General features: G+C 47.8%; 23 protein-coding genes, 1 tRNA gene and 1 rRNA gene. 14 read left to right on the forward strand and 11 right to left on the reverse strand.

What is annotated here, in order from left to right:
* From rrf to McpAg1_RS07845, 3 genes are all read left to right on the forward strand, one after another.
* Positions 1-112 (forward strand): 5S ribosomal RNA (gene rrf, locus McpAg1_RS07835); the annotation flags it as partial.
* A gap of 35 nt (positions 113-147) precedes the next feature.
* Entirely contained in the window at positions 148-456 is a 309-nt protein-coding gene (locus tag McpAg1_RS07840) for a hypothetical protein (protein ID WP_338094759.1), read from the forward strand.
* Between the two features lie 48 nt (positions 457-504).
* Positions 505-1,890 (forward strand): hypothetical protein, encoded by a 1,386-nt coding sequence (locus tag McpAg1_RS07845; protein ID WP_338094760.1) that lies wholly within the window; start codon positions 505-507, stop codon positions 1,888-1,890.
* 13 nt (positions 1,891-1,903) lie between these two features.
* Here McpAg1_RS07845 and McpAg1_RS07850 read toward each other — a convergent pair whose 3' ends face one another.
* Positions 1,904-2,128, reverse strand: a complete 225-nt coding sequence (locus McpAg1_RS07850; RefSeq protein ID WP_338094761.1) for a hypothetical protein — start codon at positions 2,126-2,128, stop codon at positions 1,904-1,906.
* A gap of 757 nt (positions 2,129-2,885) precedes the next feature.
* On the opposite strand from McpAg1_RS07850, the gene McpAg1_RS07855 reads away from it, so the two are divergent.
* Positions 2,886-3,377, forward strand: a complete 492-nt coding sequence (locus McpAg1_RS07855; protein ID WP_338094762.1) for a hypothetical protein — start codon at positions 2,886-2,888, stop codon at positions 3,375-3,377.
* Positions 3,378-3,438: 61 nt separating this feature from the next.
* Here the strand turns inward: McpAg1_RS07855 and McpAg1_RS07860 are convergent, their stop codons facing one another.
* Positions 3,439-3,579: a hypothetical protein gene (locus McpAg1_RS07860; RefSeq protein ID WP_338094763.1), complete on the reverse strand. Its 141-nt coding sequence runs from the start codon at positions 3,577-3,579 to the stop codon at positions 3,439-3,441.
* Between the two features lie 49 nt (positions 3,580-3,628).
* Between McpAg1_RS07860 and McpAg1_RS07865 the strand changes: the two genes are divergently transcribed.
* Positions 3,629-3,778, forward strand: a complete 150-nt coding sequence (locus McpAg1_RS07865; RefSeq protein ID WP_338094764.1) for a hypothetical protein — start codon at positions 3,629-3,631, stop codon at positions 3,776-3,778.
* A gap of 242 nt (positions 3,779-4,020) precedes the next feature.
* Positions 4,021-5,427 (forward strand): META domain-containing protein, encoded by a 1,407-nt coding sequence (locus tag McpAg1_RS07870; RefSeq protein ID WP_338094765.1) that lies wholly within the window; start codon positions 4,021-4,023, stop codon positions 5,425-5,427.
* 401 nt (positions 5,428-5,828) lie between these two features.
* Here the strand turns inward: McpAg1_RS07870 and McpAg1_RS07875 are convergent, their stop codons facing one another.
* The 4 genes from McpAg1_RS07875 to McpAg1_RS07890 all read right to left on the reverse strand — a co-directional run bounded on the left by McpAg1_RS07875 (position 5,829) and on the right by McpAg1_RS07890 (position 8,434).
* Complete coding sequence (locus McpAg1_RS07875; RefSeq protein ID WP_338094766.1) at positions 5,829-6,476, reverse strand: DUF1129 family protein; 648 nt, start codon at positions 6,474-6,476, stop codon at positions 5,829-5,831.
* A 1-nt stretch (position 6,477) separates the two neighbouring features.
* Positions 6,478-6,804, reverse strand: coding sequence for a PadR family transcriptional regulator (locus tag McpAg1_RS07880; protein ID WP_338094767.1), 327 nt, complete (start codon positions 6,802-6,804; stop codon positions 6,478-6,480).
* A 377-nt stretch (positions 6,805-7,181) separates the two neighbouring features.
* Entirely contained in the window at positions 7,182-8,036 is an 855-nt protein-coding gene (gene speB / locus McpAg1_RS07885) for an agmatinase (protein WP_338094768.1), read from the reverse strand.
* A gap of 17 nt (positions 8,037-8,053) precedes the next feature.
* Positions 8,054-8,434 carry a translation initiation factor IF-5A gene (locus tag McpAg1_RS07890; protein ID WP_338094769.1) on the reverse strand — a complete coding sequence of 127 codons (381 nt, stop codon included), beginning with the start codon at positions 8,432-8,434 and terminating at the stop codon, positions 8,054-8,056.
* Between the two features lie 433 nt (positions 8,435-8,867).
* Here McpAg1_RS07890 and McpAg1_RS07895 point away from each other — a divergent pair, with 433 nt between their 5' ends.
* The 3 genes from McpAg1_RS07895 to McpAg1_RS07905 all read left to right on the forward strand — a co-directional run bounded on the left by McpAg1_RS07895 (position 8,868) and on the right by McpAg1_RS07905 (position 11,499).
* Positions 8,868-9,659, forward strand: coding sequence for a bifunctional fructose-bisphosphatase/inositol-phosphate phosphatase (locus tag McpAg1_RS07895; RefSeq protein WP_338094770.1), 792 nt, complete (start codon positions 8,868-8,870; stop codon positions 9,657-9,659).
* Positions 9,659-10,477: an NAD(+)/NADH kinase gene (locus tag McpAg1_RS07900; protein WP_338094855.1), complete on the forward strand. Its 819-nt coding sequence runs from the start codon at positions 9,659-9,661 to the stop codon at positions 10,475-10,477. The genes McpAg1_RS07895 and McpAg1_RS07900 overlap by 1 nt, the downstream gene beginning before the upstream one ends.
* A gap of 314 nt (positions 10,478-10,791) precedes the next feature.
* A complete protein-coding gene (locus McpAg1_RS07905) occupies positions 10,792-11,499 on the forward strand; it encodes a DUF169 domain-containing protein (protein WP_338094771.1) in 708 nt (235 codons plus the stop codon).
* Positions 11,500-11,791: 292 nt separating this feature from the next.
* Here McpAg1_RS07905 and McpAg1_RS07910 read toward each other — a convergent pair whose 3' ends face one another.
* From McpAg1_RS07910 to McpAg1_RS07920, 3 genes are all read right to left on the reverse strand, one after another.
* Positions 11,792-12,430, reverse strand: a complete 639-nt coding sequence (locus McpAg1_RS07910) for an ArsR/SmtB family transcription factor (RefSeq protein WP_338094772.1) — start codon at positions 12,428-12,430, stop codon at positions 11,792-11,794.
* 333 nt (positions 12,431-12,763) lie between these two features.
* Positions 12,764-13,642, reverse strand: a complete 879-nt coding sequence (map, locus tag McpAg1_RS07915; protein WP_338094773.1) for a type II methionyl aminopeptidase — start codon at positions 13,640-13,642, stop codon at positions 12,764-12,766.
* Positions 13,639-14,772, reverse strand: a complete 1,134-nt coding sequence (locus McpAg1_RS07920; RefSeq protein ID WP_338094774.1) for a M24 family metallopeptidase — start codon at positions 14,770-14,772, stop codon at positions 13,639-13,641. Before McpAg1_RS07920 ends, map begins: the two co-directional genes overlap by 4 nt.
* Positions 14,773-14,838: 66 nt before the next feature.
* Here McpAg1_RS07920 and McpAg1_RS07925 point away from each other — a divergent pair, with 66 nt between their 5' ends.
* The 3 genes from McpAg1_RS07925 (at position 14,839) to McpAg1_RS07935 (ending at position 15,642) form a co-directional block, all read left to right on the forward strand.
* A complete protein-coding gene (locus tag McpAg1_RS07925; protein WP_338094776.1) occupies positions 14,839-15,192 on the forward strand; it encodes a hypothetical protein in 354 nt (117 codons plus the stop codon).
* Between the two features lie 3 nt (positions 15,193-15,195).
* Positions 15,196-15,498 (forward strand): hypothetical protein, encoded by a 303-nt coding sequence (locus McpAg1_RS07930; protein WP_338094777.1) that lies wholly within the window; start codon positions 15,196-15,198, stop codon positions 15,496-15,498.
* Between the two features lie 71 nt (positions 15,499-15,569).
* Positions 15,570-15,642, forward strand: a tRNA-Asn gene (locus McpAg1_RS07935).
* Positions 15,643-16,138: 496 nt separating this feature from the next.
* Here the strand turns inward: McpAg1_RS07935 and McpAg1_RS07940 are convergent.
* Positions 16,139-17,260 (reverse strand): transposase, encoded by a 1,122-nt coding sequence (locus tag McpAg1_RS07940; protein ID WP_338094778.1) that lies wholly within the window; start codon positions 17,258-17,260, stop codon positions 16,139-16,141.
* Between the two features lie 184 nt (positions 17,261-17,444).
* Here McpAg1_RS07940 and McpAg1_RS07945 point away from each other — a divergent pair, with 184 nt between their 5' ends.
* A complete protein-coding gene (locus McpAg1_RS07945) occupies positions 17,445-17,672 on the forward strand; it encodes a DUF2080 family transposase-associated protein (protein WP_338094779.1) in 228 nt (75 codons plus the stop codon).
* Between the two features lie 43 nt (positions 17,673-17,715).
* On the opposite strand, the gene McpAg1_RS07950 is transcribed toward McpAg1_RS07945, so the two are convergent.
* Positions 17,716-18,345, reverse strand: coding sequence for a hypothetical protein (locus McpAg1_RS07950; protein ID WP_338094780.1), 630 nt, complete (start codon positions 18,343-18,345; stop codon positions 17,716-17,718).
* Between the two features lie 70 nt (positions 18,346-18,415).
* Between McpAg1_RS07950 and McpAg1_RS07955 the strand changes: the two genes are divergently transcribed.
* Complete coding sequence (locus McpAg1_RS07955) at positions 18,416-18,733, forward strand: hypothetical protein (protein ID WP_338094781.1); 318 nt, start codon at positions 18,416-18,418, stop codon at positions 18,731-18,733.
* The last annotated feature ends 12 nt before the right edge of the window (positions 18,734-18,745 follow it).

Below are 18,745 nucleotides of genomic sequence, written 5' to 3' on the forward strand. Positions count from 1 at the left end.
ATAGCAGAGAGGTTCCACCCGGACCCATTCCGAACCCGGCAGTTAAGCTCTCTTACGTCGGATACTGTACTGAGATACGCGAGTTCTCGGGAACTATTCAACGCTGCACCCCCTTCCTTTTGATTGATTGTTTTGTAATGTTTTTTTATGAAGAGCGAGGAGCTTTTCAGTTTTGTCTGTGGTTTCGCTTGGAATAAAACGCGAATAACGCGAATCGCACGCCTGTGGCCTGCTCGCCGCTTCGCACGCCGTTCCGTCGTGCTCACTGCTTCGCAGCTTCGCGGAATAAAAAATCGCCAATGGCGATTTTCAGGATATTATTCTGGTTACGTTCTTTGGACGAATCTATTCGTTCAGGGGAGTACTGGTACTTCTTTATCTTTTGAAAAATCGCCATTGGCGATTTTTTATTCGCGCTATTCGCGCTATTCGCGTTTCCTTCAAACAACAAAATGAGAACTTGGTCAATACATCTATATCACAGAAACTCCGCAATAATATCATATGCCAGATCGAACCCACCATCTCCTCCTTGTTCTCACACTACTAACCCTCTTCGCCGCAATTTCAGGCTGCATCCTGACCCCGTCATCAGACGACCAGAGCAGATCAGCATTTTACATCGCAGAAAAAACCAAACTCATCGACCCAGCCGACCTGCAAAGCGAAGAAGCAATCAGCACCTACGGAGCACCCATTCTTCTCCCTGACACCGGCGGCTACACCATTCAGACATTTGGCGACCTCTTCACCGAACGGCCGCAGACCTACCCGATCTCCTTCACCGTTTACGGCGACCCCTACACAGTTATCCTTACCCGCGCCAACTGGGATATGATCGACGACGGCATCGACTCATACTCAGGCCAACTTGATCCCTCCGACTACCAGACAGGCATCGTCCTCACCATCGCACAAAACAACGAAATTCGCGGATCCTTCGCCTACAAAAATCACCGCATCCACATCGAACCCCTTCACCTCTCGGCAAACGGCGGCCTGCCCTTGCACATCATCTATCAGGACACCTATCCAAAACTCCCGCCAATTCCTGCAACAAACAACTCAGCAGCCATATTCACCGTCGTCGGCCACACAACACTCATAGCCCCGGAAATCGTAAACTCAACCGCATTCTCAGACACCTACGGACCCGTGCACATCCCCTCCCCCATCACAAAATATGACATCGTATTCTTCCACGACCCAATCCCGCCGCTCGGAAGCGAAACTCTGGAAATTCCCATCACCATTCACGGCAACCCCTACACCATAACAATGCAGAGAACAGAACCCGAAGACGCCGGAGCCTCCACCCCCATTCACTCCTACCTCGGTCAGCTCTCAGGCGCAGGCTCAAAAATATATCTCACCGAATACCCGGGAGGAAATATGGATATCGGCGGACGCCTGAACACAGACTCCACAACAGCATTCGGTCTCTCCTTCCGAAACGGCACCCTTATCTCCGGCTCAGTTGCAGCCCCTGGAGAAACAATCGTCATTACTCCTCTCCAGACCAGCGAATACCTCAGCACCACCACTAACCCGCCATATCTTGTCTACTCATCACTTGACATCCTTCCTGCTGAACCATACTATCTGACGAAAATTCCATCAGGCGAACTCAGATTAGTTCAGGTGTTTCCGATTGATTTCGTCGGTGAACATCCCATCCCTCTGACCGACGAGATTTTCAGCGAACACCCTGCGCTTCGCAGCATGATCTGGGGCATTCATCCTCCCATGAAAGCAGGAATCGAAGGAATCAGTTCCGGAGACTATACTGTGATGGTCACGCAGGATGAAGCCGACACACTCATCGCAAAGTTCGGATCAGAACAGTTTCTCACTTGGAACAGAGGAACCTACTATCTGATGAACGGGTAAAAAAAGAGGATGATCAATCATCCTTACTCTTCTTATCTCTCACAAAAGGCCGGACAAGACCGTGATTGCGGATCGCAGACCTCACTGCTCCCTCGCTGCACCCGACACGCTCAGCAATCTGCTGCTTCGTCATACCGGATGCAAGGAACTCGTAGAGCTCCCCGGAATCAGCTGTGGCCGCGGGTGTTGAGCCAATGAAGAACATGTCCGCAGAAGCAACAACGATGCCCCCTGTCACGCAGAGCAAGCCATAGGCATGCGAGTGAGAGAGAACAACCTCTCTTTCCCATCTTACAAAATTATTTAAGCATCGAAGGGGTATTACATTAGTATTACGTTCGGTTTTCTCTGGGTGAAAACCAATTCGTCACCAACCAGCCGAACGTCGTCTGTTCAAACTAATTAATAGTTGCACCGGCGGCCGTAGATAATTCCGCGAGAAATGATGATCCAGATACTTTCATATAATTCCTCTCTGGAGTGGGCACACACACATACCCCACATAAAATCACAGCACACACCACGGAATTATCTGCCGATACCGGTTAAAACTTCCCAGTTCCCGAGTCATGCATCTTTGATTTTTGGAATTTATTCGCATCAGAGAGCTGATAGCAGCTCACAGAAAAGCCGTCGTTTTTTCATACAACTGCGCCATCTTGAGAGTGTATTAGTATCATATCCGGTTCTATTAGGGGACGAAGGCGCGGACTTAACCATTTTATTGAGACAAAATCGATCTCTCTCCCGAACATCTGCTTTGATGCTTACGTATTCTGACATTATCGCTATCTGCTGATGTGTACAGCAATCGTATTAGGGTTTTTCGGCGATCAGTGTTGAAGTATTATTTCTGTTATGGGCAGAAAACTGTCGAAAATCGCCCGCGAGCCCGCATTGATTATGCATCCAAACAAATACTTCTCTGTTGCAAAGCGGCCGCTCCTGTAACACCCGAAATCCCACACAAAAAACCAAAGGAAAAAAACCACCAATGCCACTCAACTTCACCACCACCTCTATTCAGAAAGCTGCAAAACGTGTCTTCACGGTACCAATCACCAATGCTACCGCGTTTGATGCAAACATTGCAGCACTTAAAGACGAGACCAATCCGCTTGGCACAACCGCAAACGGTATCACCACCACCGAGGAGTACTACAAAGCAACCATCGCCTACCTCAACCCGCTTGGAAAAGTTCTCGGTACTATTGTTCTCACCGCCCCGACCCGCGAAATCTATGACTCCGTTATTGCGGACATCCTTGCAGACACCGCCATCTGCTCTGCGTTTGGTGAGAACACCATTGCCGACCGCAACAATGCCAAAGATAACTGGTATGTCAAACTCAAACTCCGTGACCCGACCGGCGAGACTTATTACCTCACCTTCAACAGAGAGGAGCTCAAGATCGGTTCTTACGGGGATGATGCCATCCTTGCCAAAGTTGATGAATGGGCGGACAACATCCAAAATCTCAACTAACCGCCCCGCTTCAATCCTAATGTGGGGGGTTTACCGCCGCAGGCGGTAAACCCCCACAGGATTAAACCGGCTCGGCATCAGTCGCATGCCGCTCCCGCGTCATGCTCCGCTCCCCTGCAAGCAGGGTCGCTCTCGTAATCGCATGCCTTCGGCCTGCTTTACGACTCCTTTCAGGAGTCGTCCCATCTGGCCTCGGTCTCACGGTTGATTGAGATATCACCATTAGAACACAATTAAAAGGAGAAACAATCATGGACACCATCACCACCATCCTCATCATCGGCATTGCTGCCCAAGGCATTACCGGCGCTGCCCTCATCCTCGCAGGACCCATTTACGCCTGGAACGACCGATGGCTTGACAGAACTCATCGGACAACTGCTGATGAAAATCGGGAGTAAAATCCCAATCGTATTTTTTGCGCGAACCGCTCGTTTCCATACCGCATCCAAATTCTGCAAACTCCTCCTCCCTCCCCCTCCTCCGAAATCCTATTCATCCCCATTACCCTCCTTTCCCTCATCAGTACGCCGCATGAAATTTCCTGAAATTTCATTTTATTTTGAAAAGCAACCTCATATAACTGAGAAAAAAATTGTAGTTAAGACTACCCTTTTAACCTCTACAGACCAACGATACAAGTATGAAACGCACAGGACTTATGTTACTCGCCCTCATCCTCGTAGGCGGACTCGTCTTTGCAGCAGGCTGCATAACAGCCCCTGCATCCCAGCCCCAGTCCCCTGAGGGCAAATGGATCCTCACCGATTTCGGATCCAACGCGACCCCAGACCACCCGATGGGTGTCATCGACCTTCAGATAGCTGGCACCAACGTCTCCGGCAACAGCGGTGTCAACCAGTACTTCGGCACTGCCGTTATCGATGCAGCCAACGGAAAGATCAGCTTCGGTCCGTTCGGTTCCACCAGAATGGCAGGACCGGAAAACATGATGGCACAGGAACAGGCATACCTTGCAGCACTTGCCAACGTCACCGGCTACAAAATTACTGACGGTAACCTCATCCTGACAGACGCCGCCGGCGCAACAATCCTCACCTTCGCAGTAATGCCTGCCGTGACACTTGACGGAACCTCCTGGACTCTTGCTGAAGATAAAAACGTCACCCTTGAGTTCACCGACGGCATATTCAACGGTCATGCTCCGGTTAACCTCTACTCAGGCGCATGGTATGTCACCGGAACAAACGGCATCGAGTTCGGCAACGTCATTTCCACCCTCATGGCAGGACCGACGGATGCAATGAACGCAGAGTCTGCGTACTTCAAAGCGCTTGCCAACGTCACCGGCTACAAAATCACTGACGACTGTCTTCTTCTGACGGACGCCTCAGGAAACACCATCATGACCTTCAAGGAAAACATTGTTGAGATTGGTATCACCATCACCGGCAGCTGGACCCTTGCTGACGACAAAAACGTAACCATTGATTTCGACACATTTGGTGAAGTCAGCGGTAAGGCTCCGGTTAACTCCTACTTCGGCAACGTAACCATCACCGGCACCACCATCAGCTTCGGCCCGATCGGTTCCACCAAGATGGCAGGACCCGAATCTGCGATGAATGCAGAGTCTGCATACTTCGCAGCGCTCGCCAACGCCACCGGCTACAAGTACGGTTCATCCACTCTTGAGCTGACGGACGCCGACGGCAACACCCTTCTGACCTTTGTCAGAACGGTCAACGATGGCCCCATCTCTGCAAAAGCCCTGCCCGGCATGGAGAAGCATGGTCTTGTTAATGAGTGGTTCCTCACTGACGACAACGCTGTGACTCTCACCTTCAGTTCAGACGGCTTCTTCGGCGGTCACGCTCCGGTCAACTCCTACTCCGGTAGCTACACCGAGACCCCTGACAGCCTTATCCTCAGCGATGTTATCACCACCCTTATGGCAGGGCCGGAAGATGCAATGATTGCCGAGTCCGCATACTACGCAGCCCTCGGCAAAGTTGCCGACTACAGAGTCGTTGACGGCAGACTCTATCTGAACGATGCGGCAGGAAATACTCTGCTGACGTTTGTGTGAATATCATATCCCCCAATTTTTTCTTTTTTTGTATGGGAGTTACGCGGTGTTATTCTGCGACATGTGGTTTTACTTGGAATAACCACGGAATGCACAGAGCAGACGGAGTTTCACGGAAAAAATGAAATTTCATCGCGAAAAATGCACGGAGAACGCCTGCGGCGCCGGAATGCACGGAATATCTTTTTTTTCATATTTTGAGAATAAATAAAATAAATTATCTCGGAAATCTTTCCGTGCATTCCGGCGCCGCAGGCGTTCTCCGTGCATTTTATTTCCGTGAAGCTCCGTGAAGCTCCGTGCATTCTGTGGTTACTCCAAGCGAGATCAAGGGCAGAAAAATCCCAAACAATGAAACTCGTCACCGCGTAACTCCTATTGTAGTTAAAAAAAGTATGAATTCAGTTCTGCCGTCTTCGGATCAGAATAACACCGATCAGAATCACGACCATGATCACCAGAACAACATATGGATTGATTGCGAACAGTTCTGTTGTCGGCAGGAAGCTGTAGAGCAGAAGAAACCCTGCGAGCACAACCATCACCCCGCCGTAGCCGAGAATCCGGTTTCTCCATACATGCTCTCCCGGCAGTCCCCAGACAACACGGGAAAGAAACCACATAACCGCAGTTCCGCAGACAATACCAAAGAGAATTGATGCAAAGAACGCCGGAGTTACTATCATCGCCGTTCCGGGCAGCGTGCCGTTGAGAAGAATTGTTGCGGCCAACAGCGCGATTCCGGTGTAGAGCAGAAGTTCGACAACATCCAGAACCTTGGTCAGCGGGGTCTTTTTTTTACCGTTTGTGATCAGTTCATTGCAGAACTGGGTGTAATCCTCGCCGATTACCTCTGCAAACGAATCATTTCGCTCCTGCGCCTCAAGTGCCATGCCGGTCAGATCCTTTCGGATGGTCTCCACCTCAAGGTCTGTTAAGGCAGACGCGGTCAGGTAGAAATACATCCGTGTGACCAGACTGCTGTTCTCTTTTGTCAGTTCTTTTTCCAGTGCATTGTTCTCTTTTCTGAGTTCTGATAATTTTGACATGTTATTTTTCCTCGGTAAGTATGCGGTCAACTGCATGCGAAATCTCCTGCCAGGCAAGGACAAACTCTGCCGCAGTTTCACTGCCGGTTTTGGTGAGATGATAGTATTTTCTGCTCGGGCCAAGCGGTGACGTCCGGTACTCGGACTCGATGAGATTTTTCTTCTCAAGCCGCACCAGAAGAGGGTAAATTGTTCCCTCCCTGACGTCAGTAAATCCGTAATGGATCAGTTTCTCCATTATTTCGTAGCCGTATGTGGTTTCCTGACCGATGATCTTCAGAATGCATCCTTCGAGCGTTCCTTTCATCAGCTGTGTTTTGTCAAACATTTCTCTTCCATCTATTATGTATTGCAGGCTACATTGCAATACAAGGTAGTGATCAGAAATAGGAAGTAAGATCCTAAATACGTTGTGGTTACTGAGGTGTTGCCAATAAATTCGTTTATTACTAGCTAACATTCATCGTAGCTCCGCCCACGAAAAAACAGAACACACGGAAACTTCACCGAAAAAAACATCACAGAGAGGCGTGAACATCACGGAAATGAATTTTTTTCGGATTCTGTGATGTTCACGTCTGCTCCGTGATGTTTTTCTGAGATATTCAGTGTGTTCCGTTTTTCCGTGGGCGGAGCAGTGAGCAGGCCGAGAGCATGTGAATCGTGGTCGAAGCAGGCAAAGCCCACAAAAAAAATAAAAAAAAATTACTCGGTATGAGCGCAGTAATGCCCTGCAATGAACTCGCGGATCAGGTGCGCCGCAACAACAGCGGTCTGGCCGGAATCGTTTGGCAGAACCTCAACATAATCAAAACCAACCGCATTCTTCGAAAAGCGTCTGATCACTGACCGCACATCCGCAGGCGTCAGCCCGAACGGCTCGGGCGTTCCAAGGCCGGGCGTCATACAGCAATCGATAGCATCCGCATCAATTGAAAGATACACCGAATCCTCGCCGATCATCTGCTCGACCTCATCCAGAACCGACCGCATTCCGCGTTCGAGCACATCGTCAGTCGTGTAGAGATGAAACCTCTCGCGTGCCTCGGCAAACTCATCCCGTGTTCCGCTGCGCGAACCAATGATCACAATGTTTTCCACGCTCTCAGAAACACGCGCCGTAACACAGTCATGATTAAACCGGGACCCCCGGAACTCCTCAAGCATATCCAGATGCGCATCGCAGACAACATACCATTTCGGCGCAACCGCCCGCACCGCGCCAATAGTTATCGAATGCTCGCCGCCGATCATAACCGGAATCTTCTCATCCTTCAGCAGATCGCAGACTGCATCCTCAACCTGCCCGGAGACAAGATCCGGAACACAGTCACAGTACATATCGCCCATATCATGGAACAAAATCTCCGGCATCTCAATGTCATAGAACGGCAGATAAGTCTCAACATTGTATGATGCAGCTCTGATTGCAGCCGGTGCATCACGCGCTCCGGCTTTAAACGTCGTAGTTGCATCAAACGGAACGCCAAATATCACATACTGGGCGTCCTGATACGTACTGTCTGCATCTGCGAAAAGAGTGTTGGAAAAAGACTGCATGGGTGTATTGTGCAGTCTTAGAGGTCAAGCTTACGCTTGCCGAGGGATTCGATGTAAGGAACTTCCTGGGCTGGCTGGAAGGTTGCGACAATATCCTCGTCAACAACAAGTTCGAAGTTGTTGAAGTCTTTCATATCCATGAATGTAACAACATTTCCTGCGATCGTCAGAATCTGACCGGTCTTGCGCTCCACAATTGGTGCGTAAACGGTCGAAGATGTCGGGGAAACGACCGAGCGTTTCTGTCCGTCAAAGAGACCGACAACATCAAGTCTTGCTTTTGCTGCTCCATGCTTTCCCGGCTTGGAGATAGAGATGCTCTGAATTTTGCACGGCTCGTCGTCAACAACGACATAGCGGCCTTCCTTGAGCTTACCAACTTCTGTCTGTTCCTTCATAATTAACTCTGACTAATTATGTGAAGTAATTGCTTATGAGTGTTCCGACAGTGATTTTTGGAAAGCTGATACTCATGCTCGTTGGTCGTGTCTGGAGGAAACGCGAATAACGCGAATCGCATGCCTTCCACACGCCGTCCCGTCGTGTTTAGCTCCTCCTTTCAGGAGTCGCTTCGACATGCTCACCGCTTCGCACGCCGTTCCGTCGTGCTCACTGCTTCGCAGCTTCGCGGAATAAAAAAATCGCCAATGGCGATTTTTCAAAGGATAAGGAAATATTCAGTGTCTTTCTGAATGAGTAAATGTATCTAAAAAGAGTAATATTTTCTAAAAATCGCCTTTGGCTATTTTTTATTCGCGCTATTCGCGTTTCAGATACCTGTTTCACCCACCGCTGATTTCATGAGGATGCCGCACTAATACCAATATATCTATGGTAACGCCGTTTCAGTTTCTCTCCGCATGCGATGAAGTGGGAACAATCATGTCAAAAGAGCTTGCTCCGTTGATTGGGACTGCCTACGGCGGTGAAGAACTCTGCATTGGCGCTGACAACACGCCGACCGAGCGCATTGATCGGGTGGCAGAGGATATTGTGTTCACGCACTTTCGGGAGAAGAAGATCTGCCGCTCGCTTCTTTCCGAGGAGGCGGGGATGGTGGATATTGGCGGGGAGTCCGGGATTGCATATCTTGATCCGGTTGACGGAACCTTCAACGCAGTTGCCGGCATCCCGTTTTATGCTCTCTCGATCGGTTTATCAGACGGCGAAAAAATGGTCGCAGGGTATGTGAAAAATCTCTCGAACGGCGAGCGGTTTACGGCAATCCGCGGGGAAGGGGCATTTCTGAACGGGGAGCCGATTCAGGTTTCAACCGAGATTATGCTGGATCATTCAGCAATGAGTGTGTATGCGAAAAAGTTTGATATGACCAGAATGATGCAGCTTGGTCACAAGATTCGGCGCTGGAGGCTGCTTGGAGCGTCTGCTCTTGAGCTGTGTTATGTTGCCTGCGGCAGGCTGGACGGGTTTGTGGATATGCGCAACACGCTTCGGGTGACTGATGCTGCGGCAGGTATTTTGATCTGTCAGGAGGCCGGCGGCCGTGTTTCTCTGCCGGACGGCAGTCCAGTGGTGTTTGCTGATAATGTTGTTTCAGGAACCTGTCTTGTTGCGACGAACCGCGTGATTCACCGAAAAGTGATTGAGTATCTGAGGTCATGATGAAGGTCTGTGTTGTTTCCAGGGTTGATCTGAAGGAGCCTATCGAAAATGCCCAGTCGCTTGGGTGGATGCTGCTTGAGAACGGGCACGAGGTGGTGTATGAGGATTCGGTTGCGTCAGAACTTGGGTACGAGGGGGTGTCTCTTTCTTCGCCTGATTTTTCTGCGGATCTGATTGTGGTGCTTGGCGGTGATGGGAGTGTGCTTCGTGCGGTCAGGATGCTTTCCCGGCAGGTTCCTGTTGTTGGGGTGAATCAGGGACGGGTTGGTTTTCTTACGGATCTGGAGCGGGAGCATGCGTGCGGTGTTCTTTCAACGCTTGAGCTGCCGCTTGCTGTTGAGCCACGGATGCGGCTTTCTATTGAGCAGGATGGGAAGCTGCTTGGTTCTGCGCTGAATGAGGCTGTTGTGGTGACGTCGCGGCCTGCGAAGATGCTTCAGTTTGCGACGTTTGTTGATGGTAATAAGATTGGGGAGTTCCGTGCGGACGGTTTGATTCTTGGGACGCCTACCGGTTCAACTGCATATGCGATGAGTGCGGGCGGCCCTATTGTGGATCCTTTGATTGAGGCGTTTGTGCTGGTGCCGCTTGCTCCGTATATGTTGTCTTCGCGTCCGTATCTGATCTCTTCGCAGAGTGAGATTACTGTGCAGCTTGTGAGTAGTAAGCCTGCGCAGCTGGTTCTTGACGGGCAGATGCAGTTTGATTTAGGTGAGGAGGCGACGCTTGTGGTGCGCAAGTCTCTTGAGCCAGCGCTGTTTCTGAATGTTGGGCGGAGTTTTTTTGGGAAGGTTGAGCAGAAGCTCCGCCTTCTCTGATTTTTTTGTTGGGGTCGTGTTCATAAATTCGTATGGGGTTTATTGTGGGTGCTCGCTCGTTTTTTTTGTCCTTGGTTTTGCTCGAAAAAAAACGCGAATGGCACGAATAAAAAAATCACCAATGGTGATTTTTCAAAAAAAACTATCTGTATTTTTTTGAACGGATGGGTATGTTTTGGCATGAATGATTTTAATAAATCTTCAAAAATCGCCATTGGCGATTTTTATTCGCGTTATTCGCGTTTTATATTTCCACTTCTCTCACCACAGAAAAATGAGGAATGATTATATAACAGTCCCGCATATGTTCATGCATGGAAGGTATGAAATCAAACCCGAATTTTGCAGCGATTTCTGCTGTTCTCAAGGATAATCTGGATCTTATCGGTTCACCTGTCGCGGTCAGGGTCGCAACCTCGCCTGATCAGGTTCCTGCGGGCATTCAGGAAATTGAGGAAACCGTCCGTCACTGCCGGATGATCTCTCTTGCCCGTGAGGGCCAAGTGTTCTATGCAACTGATGCCAAGCATCAGTGCGGCGGCGGCGCATGGGCGCTTGGATTCCGCGCAAAAAGCGAGTCTCTGAGAACCGGCGAGCATTACTACAAACTCGGCAAGTACGAATCCATCTCTTCGAGCCGCAGAACCATGGATAGTGTTCCAAATCTTCCGCAGGAAACCTATGCAACCATCTATGCTCCGCTGGAAAAAGCTGAGTTTGCTCCAAGTGTTGTGCTGATCTTTGCAAAACCAAAAGCAATGCTCAAACTTGCCCAGACCGTACTTTTCCGACTTGGCGGCAGAATCTATCCACAGTTCTCCGGTATCCAGTCGGTCTGTTCCGACGCAACTGCGTATCCGCTTCTCAGCGGAAAGCCCAACTTCTCTCTTGGATGCGACGGCTCGCGAAAGTTCTCGGGCATCGCTGATGAGGAGATGGTTGTCGGGCTTCCGGTGGAAATTCTTACAGAAATTGCTGAGAGTCTTGCGACTGTGGTGAACGCCGCAGGCTCGAAAAAATAATTTTTTTCCATTCATCCTCTTTCCACAGATAATTTTACCAGACTATTTTCCCCTTCAGTACAAAAAAATTTCATGAAGCCAACCTTTGAAAATCCAATCTGCTTTTGGTACTATCTCAATCTCTATTCATTCTGGCGATGATATACCTTTGCGGCAGTTCTGCCGTGTAGATCGTTTCACCAAGGACCATTGTCATCCAATACCTCCTCTCATCAAAGCAAAAAAATTCCTAAAAAAGATAAATACAAATATTTTTTTTTTATTTGCGGCATCTTCATCTGCCGCAAAAAACTCAGACGCCGCGCTTCATTGAATACACTTCATACACCATCATCAGCGCAAGAATCACCACACCTGCAACAAAGAATACCAGTACTGCATCATGCACCCAGAGCGGTATCGCAGAGTTAGCCGCATCAGTCATCACCTCTGTTGGCGACGCCGCAAGCAGAGTCGGCTGACCTACCTCAATGAAACCATTGCCGCTCTTGAGCGCCAGAGGCATTGTTTTGTCCGGCGTAGGCTGAAGAAACTCCAGCAGTGTTGACGGAATTGCAAGTCCCAGGGCACAGATAATTGCCAGTGCTCCTGCGGCAACACCATAACGTTCCACAATTCCGCGGACATCCACCTTCTTCTTCGGTGCAAGAATCACCACCTGGTCCTTCACCGCATAGATCTTCATCTCGCGGCCCTTTGCACTCCAGCGGGTATCCGTAACCTCAATCAGGCCTGCCGCCAGCATATTTTCCAGATGATACTTCACGGTCGTCAGGGGAAGGCCGCTTCGCTCTGCTAAAGCAGTTGCGCTCAGAGGGCAATCGGAAAGGGCATTGAACAGATCTGCCGAAGTCGGGGAAGACATTGCCTTCGCAATCTTTTGTGCCTCAGACGACCCCTGCTCAACAACCACAACATTCTCGTCTGTCACCGTTATCACGACTCGTATAGACTTACCACAAGATTGGACGCAAAATTATAAAACCTTCTGGTAAACTTCGAATACATTGGTAGTCAAGAAAAACTTCTGGGATTGGTCGCATTTCAGCCCGCGGAAAACACGGAACGCATGCCTTCGGCCTGCTTACTGCTTCGCAGGAGCACACGGAAATACGCACGGAAAAACATCACGGAAATGAATTTTTTTAAGATTCTGTGATGTTCACGTCTGCTCCGTGATGTTTTTTTCTGTGAAATTTCTGTGTGTTCTGATTTTCCGTGGGAGGCAGAACTCAGGAGCCATCACTGAAAAATCAAAAAAAAGTTATCTGGTGGTCACAATGGGCCCATCTTCAGACACAATAATCGTGTGCTCAAACTGAGCAACAAAACTCCCAGGCACATCCGAAAGGCAGTGATACACATACATATTCCCCTGTCTCAGAAGCGTTGGAAGTGCAAGCTCCGCCTTTGGCACATTCAGCCATCTGCGGGAAAACGGCAGGCCGTTCATAACCTCTGCACGCTTCATAATCTTTCGTGCGGTTGGCGACCGCACGGGCCCGTCTGCTACAACCTGATAAATCTCCGCACGCGGCGTCTCATGCACCATGCCGGTCCCGGTCGTTGCGAAGGGCTCAATTGCCACAACATTATCCTCGCGCAGAACTGCTGACCCAAACATGCCGGTGTTTGGAATTGAGGGGCCGTGATGCAGATCATATCTGGCCACACCGTGACCGGTCAGATTCAGAATCGGCTTGAATCCATAGGAAGTAATCGCCGCCTCAACTGCCGCGCCAATCTCGCTCACCACAACCTCAGGCCTCACAACACCAATGGCCGCCTCAAGCGCTGCCTGCGCAGCCTCGCACAGTTTCCCGTAATCGCCGCCGAGATCCACTGTAACCGCAGTATCTGCAATATATCCGTCGATGTGGGTACCAATATCCAGTTTCACCAGATCGCCTTCCACGAAGGTTCGCTCATCAACCGGCGACGGCGAGTCATGGGCCGCAACCTCGTTTAAAGAAATATTTGGCGGAAACGACAGCATTGCGCCCGCTGACTCGATTTGTTCAACAACCATATCAAAAATATCGCCCATCAGAACCCCGGGTTTTATCTCTGCTGCACAACTGTGCAGCACCTGCTTTGCAACTTTCCCTGCTTCCAGATAGTTGTCCAGCTCGGCATCATTCATACTATCAATTGTTTCTCGAAGTTAGTAAACCTGTCAAATCCGTTTTCCGTAACAACACCCATATCCTCAAGCCGGACGCCTCCTACTCCTGGGTAGTAGAGGCCTGGTTCAAGGGTTACAACGTTGCCGGGTTCCAGTATGCCGCCTGACATCGACAGCGACGGGCCTTCATGAATCTCAAGACCCACGCCGTGTCCGAGGCTGTGGATGAATCCTGACGAGCCTGCGGTTACATACCCATTTTCTGCAAAAAAGTCCACCACTGCATTGTGTACTTCTGCTCCTGAAATACCGGGACGAATCATCTCCGCCGCCAGTTCCTTTGCCTCGTGCACGGCAGCATACATCTGTATGATCTCTTCGCGCGGCGCGCCTTTTGAGATGGTTCTGGTCATGTCGGCAAAGTATCCGTTTACCAGACTGCGGGGAAACACATCCATAACAATCGGCTGGTTTGCATACAGCTGCCCTGTTCCAAGACAGTGCGGCATTGCGGTGTCGGTTCCGCACGAGATGATGGTGTCGCGCTCCTCGCACTTCCAGGGGCGAAGGGCTGCTGCAATAACGTCTCTGACCCGCTCTGAGGTCACGGGTTCATCTTCAAAGATCAAAGCGCCGTCCACGCGGGTCTCGGAATTTCTGATCATGTCCACTGCGCAGCGGGTGGCTTCCTCGTTTCTTTTCTGCACCTCTCGTATCAGTGCGATCTCGTCCGCAGACTTCACGGCACGCATCAAAGCAACTGTTCCCCGGTCAACTGTAACGTCAGCGACGGTCATCAGCGTTTGGGCGAAACCTACCGGCATGGATTGCGGGACAAGGAGTTTTGTTCCGGCAAAATTTTTGATCATGTGGGCGGTTGCCGTCTCTATATTCTGGTACTCCTGTATGAGATCCGGGAGTCCTGCCGCGCTCCTTGTTACCACGTTGCATGTTGTCTCTCTGCGCGCACGCAGTTCCTCCATCGATGAAACAATTACTGTTCCCTCTCCTTCTTTCGGATAAATGTAGATGTAGGGGTCGGATGTCAAAAATCCCGCTAAATATCGCATATCTGCATTTGCTGACGAGTCGTAGACAACGTATGCGTCACAGTTTTTTTCGGTTAGGGCATCTGCCAGATCTCTCATAGTTCATCTACAGTTCTGTCGTAGAGAGATGTAGTATTTATTGCTCGGACACAGATGTACATACTAATGGACGATAAGGAACAGATGGTGTTTAAGGGGAAATTTACTATCCTCGTTGTTCTCCTCAACATCATCATCTTCTCCGCTGCTGTTGCTATCTGCGTGTGGGCAATACTTGATGACAGTTACTGGTTCAAACTGCCGGTTGTTGTCGCTGCTGTTCTCATTTGCGCTGCATCTGTTCTGATTTTTGTTCCCCGCTACAAGGCAACCAAGGCATGGCTGCAGGTTCACGGGACAACGAAAGAGGAACGGCTCGCCCTCGCAAAGAAAGAGGACGACGAGTATCGTGCCCGTATTCGCGCAGAGCTGGAGGCCGAGATGCGAGAGGAAGAGAACAAAGATAAAGAGGGTCTTTAAACTATGCTGAGCAAAATCAAAGGAGAAGTGGAGCTGCTTGAGCGTCATCTGTCGGTTATGCGTGTTGTTGCACGAAATGGCCCGATTGGGATTATGAAACTGACTGAGGAACTTAGCCAGCCCCAGCACCGGATTCGCTATTCTCTGCGGGTTCTTGAACAGATGCAGTACATCAAGGCGACTCCTTCGGGTGCTGTTGCAACGCCGAAGGCCTATGAGATGCTTGAACATTTTGATGAGGAGCTCGAGGTTCTGATCCGGCAGCTTGCTGCTCTTCATCAGGACAAAACCATCTCCAAATCATAATCTTTAATACAATGGGTTACCTATGTATTTAGGCAAGACACGTGAGAAATACTCTCGAAACGTGTTCGATTGCCGCCATAACTCAGTTGGTAGAGTGGCTGGCTGTTAACCAGCATGTCACAGGTTCGAGTCCTGTTGGCGGCGCTTCTTTTGTTTTGTTTGTTATGATTTTTTTTGTAAGGAAATTACGCACCTGTACGAAAAACTATTTTGAAAATACTTGGAATCATGTTTTCTCCAAAACAAAATTTCTCTGCCGCAGACCAGTACTCATTTTGTGAAACTGCGCCAGCATTCGTTTCGGCTGTCTATGATTGCGATTTCGGTTTTGCGCTTTTTTGTGTTTTCCTGATATTTTTCTGAAAATGTGTATTCCTGTAAGACTACTCACCCCTTGGAATCGCTTCTGAAAAGGAAATGATACGCGTCTGGATCAGCGTACTGCCGGTGTTTTTCACGGCCGATTGAGGGATATTTGAGAATAACTGTCCAATGATCTTCCGACGGGCGTTGCACCTTTAATCTGAGTTCACAGTGAATATTAGTGCAAGCCTCAAAATAAAGGTGCAAAATACTGAATAAAAGTGCAAATCAATTTTGCACCTTTATTCCACTAATCAAAAAAAAAAGAAACAGAAGTTCAAACCTCAGCCGCATTTGAATCATTTTCGACTCTCAAGTTTACCGATAAGAAATCAGGTTGAACCTCATACATTAGCATAGCCTTGTTTACCACAGTGAGATTGTAGGCAATCAGCTTACAGTAAAGCTCATTGATCTGGGCACATTTATTTTTCGACTTCAATGTTTCCCCTAATTTCTCTTTTATACAAGAAAATGTAGTTTCTACATTTGATCTCAGATGATAGTGGGAATAGAATTCCTCTGGATTTTCCGTGAACCTCTGATGGGCATGATACCATGCCGGAGAACCACGTGCAAGACTTCTATCACTTTTCCTAAATGGAATGAATGCCGCAATATCTCTATCCTCTGCAAACTGTAGATTATAGCGTGCGATGTAGCCCTTATCTGCATACACTTCAGCCGCATCAAAAATTTCCATAGTATTTCCAAGTAATTCTCTGAACTCAAGTACATCTGATGCATTTCCATCAGTAATTTTTGCATCGGTGATGATATTGGTCAGAACACCACTTGCGATATGCGCCTTTAACCACACATTTTTTACCTTTACACGATGCTTTTCTGGCATCCATGAGTTGTAAGCAGTCGTTCTGAATCCTGACGAATCGATTGCAAACTTGGTCTCAAGAGGGCTTAGTGGTAAAGCAGACAAACGCAACATATCCCTCAGATGAACCGTCACATCCTCCCTATTAAGGAATTTTGAGATGGCATTGAAGTGCGGAGCACGATTAATGATGCTCATATTTTCCACCATCTCCATCAGACCTGCGGAATATCTGGATGCACGATTCGAATACACTTTCAGAATTGCACAGTAGAGGATGTCTTCGTTTTTCAGTTTTGGTCTTCCTCTTCCGGTCTTCTGTGGAATGTATTCTGCATCAATGGATGAATCACCCATTCTTTCCGCACCAACCTTACAAAGTTCTGGTAAAAGAACCTTGATGACGTGTTGGTGTTCTCTGACTTCTGCTTCATTGTATCTAGCCCAATCACGCCGCACATGCTCTCTTGATGGATTGGTATGCTTTGCCTTCTCTTCTTGTGCCTGTTTTTCTCGTGCAATTTGGTTTGCTTCCCTCATTTGTTCACGGTGAAGTTTTTCCTTCATGCGCGCGGCCTTCTTCATACGGAGTAAGCGTTCATACGATTGGTCAATTGTAATTGAAATGGACATTTTATATCCCTCAAATAACTATAATGTAGCTATTCATATTTATAATATCATATTGTGACAAAAACCACGATGGATATATTTAATAGCTATTAAATAGCATAAGGAAGTAGGGATAAATATGACAAATAGAGAGAAAGCGGAAATAAAATTGAGCGGTTATGCCATGGTGGAAAAAATGGTGAAAGCTGGAACGAACACATCAGGGCGTGTTTATGTTCCTAAATCATGGATTGGGAGAAGAGTAACAGTAGTTCTACTCGATGAGCCTGGGGATGATGTGGTAGATGATCGGATGAGAAGAATGGTGTATGGGGAAGAAGATGATGGGTTTAGGAGGATGATTTAGACTTTACACCAACATGAAAAAATGTGCGAGTTTCTAATTTAGATTAGAATGGATTCCAATCTGGATTAAAAAATACCATTTCGGATTCGTTTGGTGTTGATTTTCTTGAATTAGTTTTGTTATCAGAAGACTTAGTCTTTGTTGATGATTTAGGCTTATTTGACGTCGTTGGCGATTTAGGTTTGTTTGAGATAGTAGGTTTATTGCATTTGAGTTTTTCAAGATAATCAGGGTCGCTGTGATTTCTCGAATCTATGACTTTCTTAAATAATTTGCCATGATAACTCCTATTTTCTAAAATGCAATCGTTGACATAACTGTATGTGTTTTTTTTCTTTTCATTTTTAGAGGGACGACTGTCATATATTAGCATACTTTCTGCCATATCAATTATTTCATTCATATCACATTTACTAATAGTTTCAACAATACCCATCCTAACATATTTAGTACCACCACGATCATCTATCCATTCCTCATAATGGCGTTTCAATCTACCTCTTATCCCACTACCTCCGCTAGATTTTCCAATATATATTAATCGCTCATTTTCTCCTTTTTTTGAAGTAATACAATATAATCCTATGTGGATTGCATTGGGATCATCGATCACGTCACGAATCGGTCTAGGTTTTTTCCATGTCACTGTTATTTGTCTAAGTTTTGCACACATGATATGCTCAAGTGAGTTATTGTGTCCACGACATATTTAAATGTATATTAGTTTTTGGTATTGAATAATTATGACATCAGAAGAATTAACTCGTAAATTAACAAAAGATGAATTTTCAAAATATCATCGATTTGAAACGACATATTACGATACAGTAACACGAAAATATGATAGAATGAAGTGGGTTATTAAAAAGAATCCAAAAACTGGAAAATATACAGAAGGTGGTTATGAATATAATGAGCGTCTTGGAAAATATGTTTTAATACAACCCTTTGATGAAAATAATGAAATGTCGGTAAGGGACACCATTAATAAGTGGATTGTGGGTGCTAAGAAAAAAAATATCCAGCACGAAGCAGGTCATATTACAAAGGGTTATTATTAATCCATTATTCTT

The organism is Methanorbis furvi (assembly GCF_032714615.1).
In the GTDB taxonomy this organism is placed as follows: domain Archaea; phylum Halobacteriota; class Methanomicrobia; order Methanomicrobiales; family Methanocorpusculaceae; genus Methanocorpusculum; species Methanocorpusculum furvi.

Coding starts and splice junctions, on each gene's coding strand:
- McpAg1_RS07840 (WP_338094759.1), top strand. CDS start 148: ATGAAGAGCGAGGAGCTTTTCAGTTTTGTCTGTGGTTTCGCTTGGAAT.
- McpAg1_RS07845 (WP_338094760.1), top strand. CDS start 505: ATGCCAGATCGAACCCACCATCTCCTCCTTGTTCTCACACTACTAACC.
- McpAg1_RS07855 (WP_338094762.1), top strand. CDS start 2,886: ATGCCACTCAACTTCACCACCACCTCTATTCAGAAAGCTGCAAAACGT.
- McpAg1_RS07865 (WP_338094764.1), top strand. CDS start 3,629: ATGGACACCATCACCACCATCCTCATCATCGGCATTGCTGCCCAAGGC.
- McpAg1_RS07870 (WP_338094765.1), top strand. CDS start 4,021: ATGAAACGCACAGGACTTATGTTACTCGCCCTCATCCTCGTAGGCGGA.
- McpAg1_RS07875 (WP_338094766.1), bottom strand. CDS start 6,476: ATGTCAAAATTATCAGAACTCAGAAAAGAGAACAATGCACTGGAAAAA.
- McpAg1_RS07880 (WP_338094767.1), bottom strand. CDS start 6,804: ATGTTTGACAAAACACAGCTGATGAAAGGAACGCTCGAAGGATGCATT.
- speB (WP_338094768.1), bottom strand. CDS start 8,036: ATGCAGTCTTTTTCCAACACTCTTTTCGCAGATGCAGACAGTACGTAT.
- McpAg1_RS07890 (WP_338094769.1), bottom strand. CDS start 8,434: ATGAAGGAACAGACAGAAGTTGGTAAGCTCAAGGAAGGCCGCTATGTC.
- McpAg1_RS07895 (WP_338094770.1), top strand. CDS start 8,868: ATGGTAACGCCGTTTCAGTTTCTCTCCGCATGCGATGAAGTGGGAACA.
- McpAg1_RS07900 (WP_338094855.1), top strand. CDS start 9,659: ATGAAGGTCTGTGTTGTTTCCAGGGTTGATCTGAAGGAGCCTATCGAA.
- McpAg1_RS07905 (WP_338094771.1), top strand. CDS start 10,792: ATGGAAGGTATGAAATCAAACCCGAATTTTGCAGCGATTTCTGCTGTT.
- map (WP_338094773.1), bottom strand. CDS start 13,642: ATGAATGATGCCGAGCTGGACAACTATCTGGAAGCAGGGAAAGTTGCA.
- McpAg1_RS07920 (WP_338094774.1), bottom strand. CDS start 14,772: ATGAGAGATCTGGCAGATGCCCTAACCGAAAAAAACTGTGACGCATAC.
- McpAg1_RS07925 (WP_338094776.1), top strand. CDS start 14,839: ATGGACGATAAGGAACAGATGGTGTTTAAGGGGAAATTTACTATCCTC.
- McpAg1_RS07930 (WP_338094777.1), top strand. CDS start 15,196: ATGCTGAGCAAAATCAAAGGAGAAGTGGAGCTGCTTGAGCGTCATCTG.
- McpAg1_RS07940 (WP_338094778.1), bottom strand. CDS start 17,260: ATGAAGGAAAAACTTCACCGTGAACAAATGAGGGAAGCAAACCAAATT.
- McpAg1_RS07945 (WP_338094779.1), top strand. CDS start 17,445: ATGACAAATAGAGAGAAAGCGGAAATAAAATTGAGCGGTTATGCCATG.
- McpAg1_RS07950 (WP_338094780.1), bottom strand. CDS start 18,345: ATGTGTGCAAAACTTAGACAAATAACAGTGACATGGAAAAAACCTAGA.
- McpAg1_RS07955 (WP_338094781.1), top strand. CDS start 18,416: ATGACATCAGAAGAATTAACTCGTAAATTAACAAAAGATGAATTTTCA.